Origin of the sequence: Methylobacterium sp. B1, from assembly GCF_000333255.1 — a bacterium.
Taxonomy (GTDB): domain Bacteria; phylum Pseudomonadota; class Alphaproteobacteria; order Rhizobiales; family Beijerinckiaceae; genus Methylobacterium; species Methylobacterium fujisawaense.
The window spans coordinates 1-8,960 of the sequence record NZ_BACT01000091.1 but is presented as its reverse complement, the minus strand read 5'-3'; the positions used below and the strand labels follow the sequence as shown (position 1 = coordinate 8,960).

At 70.0% G+C, this 8,960-nt stretch carries 9 protein-coding genes; 3 read left to right on the top strand and 6 right to left on the bottom strand.

Annotated features, from left to right (window positions below; translation table 11 throughout):
- Positions 1–666 (top strand): TolC family protein (locus I53_RS02650; RefSeq protein ID WP_043346317.1); only part of this gene is annotated, 666 nt, incomplete at its 5' end.
- A 292-nt stretch (positions 667–958) separates the two neighbouring features.
- Positions 959–2,485, top strand: coding sequence for a glucose-6-phosphate dehydrogenase (gene zwf, locus I53_RS02645; RefSeq protein ID WP_043346314.1), 1,527 nt, complete (start codon positions 959–961; stop codon positions 2,483–2,485).
- Between the two features lie 430 nt (positions 2,486–2,915).
- On the opposite strand, the gene rnhA is transcribed toward zwf, so the two are convergent.
- From rnhA to I53_RS02625, 4 genes are all read right to left on the bottom strand, one after another.
- Positions 2,916–3,401, bottom strand: coding sequence for a ribonuclease HI (gene rnhA / locus I53_RS02640; protein WP_051044633.1), 486 nt, complete (start codon positions 3,399–3,401; stop codon positions 2,916–2,918).
- A gap of 7 nt (positions 3,402–3,408) precedes the next feature.
- Positions 3,409–4,374 carry a homoserine kinase gene (locus I53_RS02635; protein ID WP_043346312.1) on the bottom strand — a complete coding sequence of 322 codons (966 nt, stop codon included), beginning with the start codon at positions 4,372–4,374 and terminating at the stop codon, positions 3,409–3,411.
- A 102-nt stretch (positions 4,375–4,476) separates the two neighbouring features.
- Positions 4,477–5,478 (bottom strand): 4-hydroxy-3-methylbut-2-enyl diphosphate reductase, encoded by a 1,002-nt coding sequence (gene ispH, locus I53_RS02630; RefSeq protein WP_043346311.1) that lies wholly within the window; start codon positions 5,476–5,478, stop codon positions 4,477–4,479.
- Positions 5,479–5,702: 224 nt separating this feature from the next.
- On the bottom strand, positions 5,703–6,548 hold the full coding sequence (locus I53_RS02625; protein ID WP_043346309.1) for a C40 family peptidase: 846 nt from the start codon (positions 6,546–6,548) through the stop codon (positions 5,703–5,705).
- Between the two features lie 316 nt (positions 6,549–6,864).
- Here I53_RS02625 and I53_RS02620 point away from each other — a divergent pair, with 316 nt between their 5' ends.
- The gene (locus I53_RS02620) at positions 6,865–7,197 is read left to right on the top strand and encodes a hypothetical protein (protein WP_236952744.1); all 333 of its coding nucleotides are present in this window, start codon (positions 6,865–6,867) and stop codon (positions 7,195–7,197) included.
- A 21-nt stretch (positions 7,198–7,218) separates the two neighbouring features.
- On the opposite strand, the gene I53_RS02615 is transcribed toward I53_RS02620, so the two are convergent.
- Both I53_RS02615 and I53_RS02610 read right to left on the bottom strand, forming a co-directional pair.
- A complete protein-coding gene (locus I53_RS02615) occupies positions 7,219–7,905 on the bottom strand; it encodes an SDR family oxidoreductase (RefSeq protein WP_043346306.1) in 687 nt (228 codons plus the stop codon).
- Between the two features lie 259 nt (positions 7,906–8,164).
- The coding region (locus I53_RS02610) for a DUF3658 domain-containing protein (protein WP_106428170.1) at positions 8,165–8,960 on the bottom strand (796 nt) is incomplete at its 5' end.

Sequence of the window (8,960 nt, the reverse complement as noted above, 5' to 3'; positions counted from 1 at the left end):
GGCGTGCCGGTGGGCATCCCCGGCGACCTCCTGGAACGGCGCCCGGACGTGGCCCAGGCCGAGCGCCTCGTCCAGGCGCAGAGCGAGCGCATCGGCGTAGCGGTGGCGGCCTTCTTCCCCACCGTGACCATCTCGGCCCAGGGCGGCATCTCGGGGGCGACCCGCAACGGCCTGCTCTCGGCCGCCAACCAGGTCTGGTCTGTGGCGGCCTCCGGCAGCGAGGTGTTGTTCGACGGCGGCGCCCGCACGGCGGCCCTGCGCTCGGCCGAGGCCGGCTACGATTCTGCCGTGGCCGGCTACCGGCAGGTGGTGCTGGCCGCCTTCGCCGAGGTCGAGAACCAGATGGCGGCCCTGCGTATCCTCGGCCAGCAGCAGAAGGCACAGGACACCGCCGTGGACCTGTCGCGCAAGGCCGTGGAGATCACCCTCAACGAGTACCGGGCCGGCACCCAGAACTTCACCACGGTGGTGACCGCGCAGAGCCTGCTCGTGAACAACGAGGTCAACGCCCTCCAGGTGCGGCTGAGCCGCTTCACTGCGGCGGTCACGCTGATCCGCGCCCTCGGCGGCGGGTGGGACGTGCGCTCGCTGCCGAGCGATTCCGAGCTGAAGGGTCCGAGCCTGCCGATCGACCGGGGCGGGCAGGCGGTGCGCCCCGACGAGTAGGGATTTGCGGGCGCGGGCGGCCGGCTTCCGGTCGAGGCCGTCCGGTGATGCAACCCTCCGCATCGGCGCGACGTCGCAAAGCGGCCCAGGGTCCGGCGGCGTCGAAGGGCGTGACGGTGTCGGTCGCCCCGGAAGACGTGGCTGTGGGCTCAGGGTTCGAGGAACCGGGTATGCATGCGGGGTTCCTTGATCCTGGACCCGGCGCAGCATAGCCCCATAGGCGCCGGAACGGGCCTCGCCGTAGCGGGTTGTCAGGCCGGTTTGCCGCACTGCAGCCAGACGGGAGTCAGGGATGGCCGAGCCGACGACAGCCCTCAAGGATACGGCAGCCTGCGGCACGCAGCCGGCACCGCCCTGTACGCTGGTGATCTTCGGGGCCGGTGGCGACCTGACGAAGCGCCTGCTGATGCCCTCGCTCTACAATCTCGCGGGCGCGGGGCTCCTGGCCGAAGGCTTCTCGATCCTCGGCATCGACCACAACGACGGCACTGACGAATCCCTGCGCGACAACCTCACCCAGACCCTGGAGGCGTTCAGCAAGGACCCGACCTCGGAGTTCCACGCCGACCACATCGACCCGAAGAGCTGGGGCTTCATCCGAGACCGGCTCCACTACCTCAAGGGCGATTTCGAGAAGCCCGAGACCTACGCGGCCGTGAAGCAGAGGGTCACCGGCAGCGCGGTGTTCTACTGCGCGGTGGCGGCCCGCTTCTTCGGGACCATCGTGGACGGGCTCGGTCAGGCCGGGCTGCTCAAGCAGGAGGGCGACGGCTTCCGCCGCGTGGTGATCGAGAAGCCGTTCGGCTCCGATCTCGAATCGGCCCGGGCGCTCAATGCCCGGATCCTCAAACAGGGCGACGAGAGCCAGTTCTACCGGATCGACCACTTCCTGGGTAAGGAGACCGTGCAGTCGATCATGGCGTTCCGCTTCGCCAACGGGCTGCTGGAGCCGGTCTGGCGGCGGGAATACATCGACAGCATCCAGATCACGGCGGCCGAGACGGTGGGCGTCGAGGAGCGCGGCGGCTTCTACGAGCCGACCGGGGCGCTGCGCGACATGGTGCCGAACCACATGTTCCAGCTCCTCTGCATGGTCGCCATGGAGCCGCCGAACTCCTTCGACGCGGAGGCCGTGCGCACCGAGAAGGCCAAGCTCGCCGAGGCCGTGAAGCCGATCCCGCCCGAGGATGCGGTGCGCGGCCAGTACACGGCCGGCACCTCGGAGGGGCGCGACGTGCCCGCCTACCGGGACGAGCCGCACGTGGCGAAGGACTCGGTCACCGAGACCTACATCGCCCTGAAGCTCAACATCGAGAACTGGCGCTGGGCCGGGGTGCCGTTCTACGTCCGCACCGGCAAGCGCATGACCGGGCGGCGCACCGAGATCGCGGTGCTGTTCAAGCCGGCGCCGTTCAAGATGTTCGAGGACACGCCCACCGCCGATCTCGCGCCCACCGTGATGCGGATCCAGATCGATCCCGATCACGGGGTCAGCACCGAATTCAACGTCAAGGTACCGGGGCCGCAGATGGCGATCGGCCGGGTCCGGTCCGGCTTCCGCTACAAGGACTTCTTCGCCGACCGGCCGAATGTCGGCTACGAGACGCTGCTCTACGATTGCATGACCGGCGACGCGACGCTGTTCCAGCGCGCCGACAACATCGAGGCCGGCTGGGCGGCGGTCGATCCGCTGCTCAAGGGCTGGCCGCAGGGAGAGGTGACCTTCTATCCGGCGGGCAGTGCCGGCCCGAAGGAAGCCGACGCACTCCTGGCTCGCGACGGCCGCCACTGGTTGGGTCTCGACGGCGAGACCGACTGAGAAGGGGCCGCCTGATCGGTTCTCCGCCGGGCGGCCGCACGATAGCCTTCCCCATAGCCTTTCCCATTCGTGAGGATGCGACAGCCTTCCGGCGTCGAGAGGGTTGCCTCGGGCGGGGGGCGCGTCACCGTCGACAGGCGCTTTCCGGACCGCGACGCCATCGACGATCTGACGGCGTTCGACCACCCGGCTCCCGCCATCGCCCTCGACGAGCGGTTGGCGAAGAGCGGCCTGCTGGAGGGATCGTCCCGTGCTCGATCGACCCGGCCGTCTGCCCAGCGGGCGGGAGCCGGTCGTGCACCGTCGTTCCGTCATCGCGCACGATGTGGCCGACGCGGCCGTGCGCGTCCTGCACGGCGCTCCGCCGTGGCCGCCGAGCGGGAAACGAGGGCGCGGTCGTGGTCGCGGAGCGCTGAACCCGGATCCGGTCTCAGCGGCGCTTGAACGGCAGCATCGCGGCGACGGCGAGCGCGTCGACCCGGTTGTTGAGCGGGTCGCCGGCATGGCCCTTCACCCAGTGCCACGCCACGTCGTGCCGCTCGCGGGCGGCGTCGATCCGCCGCCACAGATCCTCGTTCTTCACCGGCTTCTTGTCGGCGGTGCGCCAGCCCCGGGCCTTCCAGGCGTGGATCCAGCTGGTGATGCCCTGGCGCAGGTACTGGGAGTCCGTGAACAGGTCGACGCGGCAGGGGCGCTTCAGGGCCTCCAGCGCCTCGATCGCCGCCAGGATCTCCATGCGGTTGTTGGTGGTGTGGGCCTCGCCCCCCGAGAGCTCCTTCCGGGTGTCGCCGAAGATCAGGATCGCGCCCCAGCCGCCGGGCCCGGGATTCCCCGAGCAGGCGCCGTCCGTGTAGATCGTGACGCGCTTCGGCTCGGCCGCGGGCTTGCCGCCCGGCCCGGTCGCGTCGGTGCTCACCGGGCCCTCAGCGCGGCCGCCCGTAATCTCGCGCGTCCTGGGCCTGCCGGTGGAAAGTGAGCCGGCGATCGAATTCCCGCGGATCCTTCGGCTTCACCAGGGCGCCCGGGGGCACGTTCAGCCAGTCCACCAGCCGGGTGAGCATGAAGCGGAGCGCGGCGCCCCGGCACAGGATCGGCAGGGCCGCGACCTCGGCGGATTCGAGCGACCGCACCGCCTCGTAGCCGGCGATCAGCCCGGCCGCCATGTCCCGGTGGAAGGTGCCGTCAGCCTCGAAGCACCACGCGTTGAGGCAGACCGCGAGGTCATACGCGAAGGCGTCCGTGCAGGCGAAGTAGAAGTCGATCAGGCCCGACAGGGCATCGCCGATGAAGAAGACGTTGTCGGTGAACAGGTCCGCGTGGATCACGCCGCTTGGCAGATTCCGCGGCCAGTGTGCCTCGAGGACGGCGAGGTCGGACCGGGTGCGCGCCGCGAGACCGGGCTCGACCGAATCGGCCTGGTCCTCGGCCTGCGCGAAGAGCGGCCGCCATGCGGAGACCGAGAGGTTGTTCTCCCGCACCATCGGGAAGTCCCGGCCGGCGGCGTGCAGCTCGGCCAGCGCCCGGCCGAGCGCCCGGCAATGCTCGACGCCCGGCGTCTTGACCGAGACGCCCTCCAGGAAGCTCACGATGGCGGCGGGGCGGCCGCAGAGCTGTCCGAGGGCCTGGCCGGCCCGGTCCCGCACGGGCTGCGGGCAGGCGAGGCCGCGGGCCGAGAGGTGCTCCATCAGCCCGATGAAGAACGGCAGGTCCTGTTCCCGGACCCGCTTCTCGTAGAGGGTCAGGATGTAGGAGCCCTGGGTGGTGTGCAGGAAGAAATTCGAGTTCTCGACCCCCTCGGCGATGCCCTTGAAGGAGAGCAGGCTGCCGATCGCGTAGGCGGACAGGAAGTCGGCGAGCGCCGCGTCGGATACCTCGGTGTAGACGGCCACGTGTTCGCGCTCTGATTTCGGAAGGTCAACATGGCAAGGGGCGCCGAAGCGCCCCCGCATAGAGCATGCCGAGCCTCAGGCCCGCGTGTCGGCCTGGACCGCCTACTCGGCGGCCTCGCTGCGCAGCTCCCGCGGCAGCGGGAAGACCATGTCCTCAATCACCGTCGAGACCGTGTCGACGATCACGTCGTAGCGGGCCGCGAACGCGTCGATGATCTCCTCCACCAGCACCTCAGGCGCCGAGGCGCCGGCGGTCAGGCCGAGCTTGCGGATGCCCTCGAAGGCCGGCCAGTCGATCTCCTCGGCGCGGAGCACCAGACGGGTGATCGGGCAGCCGACGCGTTCGGCGACCTCGCGCAGGCGCTGCGAGTTCGAGGAGTTCGACGAGCCGACGACGATCAGGGCGTCCACCAGCGGGGCCACCTGCTTCACCGCCTCCTGGCGATTCGTGGTGGCGTAGCAGATGTCGTCCTTGTGCGGCCCGGTGATGGTCGGGAACTTCTTCTTCAAGGCGTCGACGATGTGCCTTGTGTCGTCCACCGACAGGGTCGTCTGGGTGACCCAGGCGAGGTTGTCGGGATTGTCGGGGGTGAGAGCCGCGATCTGGTCGAGATCCTCAACCAGGGTGATCGAGCCCTTGGGCAGCTGGCCCATGGTCCCCACCACCTCCGGATGCCCGGAATGGCCGACCAGCAGCACGTGGCGGCCGCGCTTGTGATGGATCTCGGCCTCGCGGTGGACCTTGGTCACCAGCGGGCAGGTGGCGTCGATGGTGGTGAGCCCGCGCGAATCGGCGTTGGCCGGCACGGTCTTCGCCACGCCATGGGCGGAGAAGATCACCGGGGCGCCGCCGTCCGGCACCTCGTCGAGTTCGCGGACGAACACGGCGCCCTTCCGCTTCAGGCTCTCGACCACGTACTTGTTGTGCACGATCTCGTGACGGACGTAGACGGGCGGCCCGTAGATGGCGAGAGCCCGTTCCACGACATCGATGGCCCGCACCACGCCGGCGCAGAAGCCGCGGGGGGCGCAGAGCAGGATTTCCAGCGGCGGCTTGCCGGCGGTGCCCGGAACGGGCTCGGTGGTCGCGATTTCGACGGTCATGAGGGGGATGTGGCGAGGGCGGGGCGGTCCTGTCAACAGGACTGGCCCAGGAACCGGGCGGGAAGAGGGAAGCGGAGCCGCTCTGTAGCACGATTGCCGCGGGAATTGGACCCGCGCCGTTCGCAGAGCGTCACGCAGGGCCGCTGCGCCGTCCGCGGTGGGGGACAGACGGTTTTCGTGAGCGACACCCGTCTCGTCTATGCGCAGGGCGCCGGCACAGCCGGCTAAAGCCGCCGGATGCCCGTCACGGCGCCGAAGCTGTGCGCCTCGATGCGGGCGACCGCCTCCGCCAGCGGCTCCGCCGCCACCGCCATGTGGTGGCCGTTGGCGTGGATCAGCGTCTCGGGATCGCGCATCAGCCCGACATGGCCGCGCCAGAACACGAGATCGCCCCGGCGCAGGTGTGCGAGGTCGAGGGGCAATGCCTGCCCGAGGGCCCTCTCCTGCATGTCGGCGTCGCGGGGGCAGGGCAGCCCCGCCATGTCCAGGCAGAGCTGCACCAGACCGGAGCAGTCGAGCCCGAGACTGGTGCGCCCACCCCAGAGATAGGGGGTCCCGGCCAGCCGCATGGCCGTGGCCACGTAATCCGGTTCGCGGCTCTCCACGGAGGCGCAATGCCGGGCGAACACATAGCCGCCCCGGGTCTCCAGATACGCGCCCGACTCACCGGTCGCCACGAGGCGGGCGCCGAGGCTGAGATGCCCGAGGACCGGCCGTTTCAGGTCCGGTTCGGGGTACAGGAAGGTGCGCAGGGCCGTGACGCGGTGCGTCGGCTCCGGATCGGCCGGGCCCAGGCTGTCGGCGGGCAGGTAGCCGACATAGCCGTCGCGGGCGAGCTGCACGAAGGCGAAGCCCTCGGCCGCGTCGTAGAGATCGACCGCGTCGCCGAGGAGCGCCTCGGTGTCGAGCCCCGCGCCGGGATCGGGCTCGCGGCGCAGCGGCGCGGACGGCGCGGTCACGCGCAGCGGCGTACCGGCGACGTAGCGCGCCGCCGTGACGCGGTCCCGCAGGCGGAGATCGGCGACATGCGGCCGGGCCGGAGTCAGCCGGGGATCGAGGGGTTCGCTCATGCGCAGATCCTACCATGAATCCGACCCTGCCGGGCTGACGGGCGGGTCAGCGCGGTCGCGCCGGAGCGACGCTTCCGGACGCTCCTCTGCGCCACTATGCCGCGCCGAGCGGTACGGGGGCCTGGACGGCTCGGATTCCGCCGCCGGATTGCTCGGATGCCCGGCCGATGAGGCACCGGATGCCCCAGGGCGCGTCACATCTCCGTTCCGGATCCGCGAGACATGTGCCCAAGGCGCCCATCACACGTTTTTGATGCACTGCACAACCCGCGCGGAAGGCGCTATGTTCAGGGTTATGAAGACCGCGAGTCGCCCCGTGAAGAAGACACAGAAGAGCTTCGCCGACCTGCCGCCAATCCGCGTCCGCCGCGAGCCGCCGACGGTGAACGAGGCGGTCGCCGCCGCGCAGGACCTCGCCGACGATGTCGAGCAGCAGGTCGAGATCGCCGCCGGCCTGATGGGCCTGCCGGCCGACGAGGTCCGCCCGCACGTCCTGGCGGCCAAGAAGGCCAAGCCGGAGCGCGTCCCCGAGCGGATCCTGACCCATGCGAGCCCGAGCCGGGCACCCCGCACCGTGGTGGTCGAGCGCCGCACCCGCCCGACCGTGGTGATCGAGCGGCGCAGCCGACCCCTCGACCCGCGCCGCTGAGCGGCCGTCAGGACGACCGCGTCACCACGCCAGCGTCTCGCCCCGGTAGTCGAGGTAGTGGGCGCCCGGCCGGCCGAGCTGCGCCCCGATCACGTCGGCGAGGCCTGTGACGCTGGTCGCCACGTCGATGTCGGCCTCCGCCCCGCCCATCTCGGTGCGCACCCAGCCCGGATGCAGGATCAGCACGGAGACGTTCTCCGCCCGGTGCCGGATCTCGAAGCTGCGCGCCAGGGTGTTCAGCGCCGCCTTGCTGGCCCGGTAGGTCTCCCAGCCACCGGTCTCGTTCAGGCCGACGCTGCCGAGGATCGAACTCATCAGCGCGATGCTGCCGCCAGGGACGAGGCGATCCAGGAAGGCCTCGGCGAAGCGGATCGGACTGATCGCGTTGGTGAGGTAGACCTGCGCGGCGACATCCCGGGGCACCGCGTGCGCCGGGTCGTGCGCCAGGGTGGCGACACCGGCCACCACGAAGATCAGGTCGAAGCGCTCGGAGGCCAGCCGGTCGTGCAGGGCGGTGACGCCGGGATCGTCGTCGATGTCGGCGGTCTCGACGCGCAGGGCCTCCGAGCCGAGGCCGGCGAGGGCGGGGGACGGCCTGCGCTGTGTGGCGGTGACGCGCCAGCCGCGGGCCAGGAATGTCTCGACGAGGCCGAGCCCCAGGCCCCGCGAGGCCCCGACGATCAGCGCGTGCTTCTGCGATTGGGTCATGGTCGGTCTCCGGGTCTCGGCCGGATAAGGTTCGATCGGCCGCGGAGGTTGCGTGACCGGGGTTCGGTCTCGAACGGGCCGAGCCCGGGGTTCGCACGTGATCCGCGTGACCGGACGAATGTCCGGGTCGGGTGGTTTTCCGCCGGTCTCCTTTGGAGGATCAGCGGCGCAGAACGAGACGTCCGCTCAATCTACCATCCAGACCCGCTACAAGAGCCTCGGTATGCGGATGCCGGGCAGCCGCCCCTCATCTGACACCTCAGGCTGTTAAACCGGCGGTGGGCTTCCTGATCTCGTAATCGCGCATTCCCGGTCCCGGTCCCTTGATCTCAAGGTTTCCCGCATCCCTGAGGGCCTGGATACGACCGAACAGCACGATATCGCTGACGCCCTGACCCGGCAGATCAACCTCAACGGCGAGGTGGTGCAAGGTGCGACCGATCACCCTCGCCGCGACCTCCCAGTCTGTCGCGGCCTGAGCGATGAGCACGGCGTCGTAGTGTGTCAGCGGTGCCGATACCAAGCGGCCATTGCGCACGATGCGCAGCGGTGCATCCTCGCTCCTCAATGCTGCCCACCTCGCTGCGGCAGCATTGCACTCGGAGCGAGAGAAGACACGTCGCCTGTCCCTCAGGCGGGACGCGATGATGTCCTCGCGACGCATGATCCCGAGCGACCAGGGCCTTCGGACGCCGTCACGCGTGACGAAGTCGAGGGCTGTGGCGTCGATGATGTCGAAGGGGCGGCCATTCATGCGGAACGCAAATTCGAGGAAACTGGCGTGCTCGGTCGCGTCGCTCATGCAAACCCAATAGACGGGATGCACGCGGGTCGACGTGGCTTCCATCCATGGCTCCTCTGCCTCGCGCTGGTCGGCGTAGGGATCGGGTCGCAGGACGGCTCTGAGCCACGCGTGTCGAGCATCTGGGTCCGGCGGATTGATGGGGCCGAAATTCAGGTCGCCCGAGAGCGCGATGACCCGCGCTTCGTCGCCCTGTGACCGAAGAGCGTCACGGATGGTGTCCGCCCTGCTTGCACCCCACGCCACGTGGATG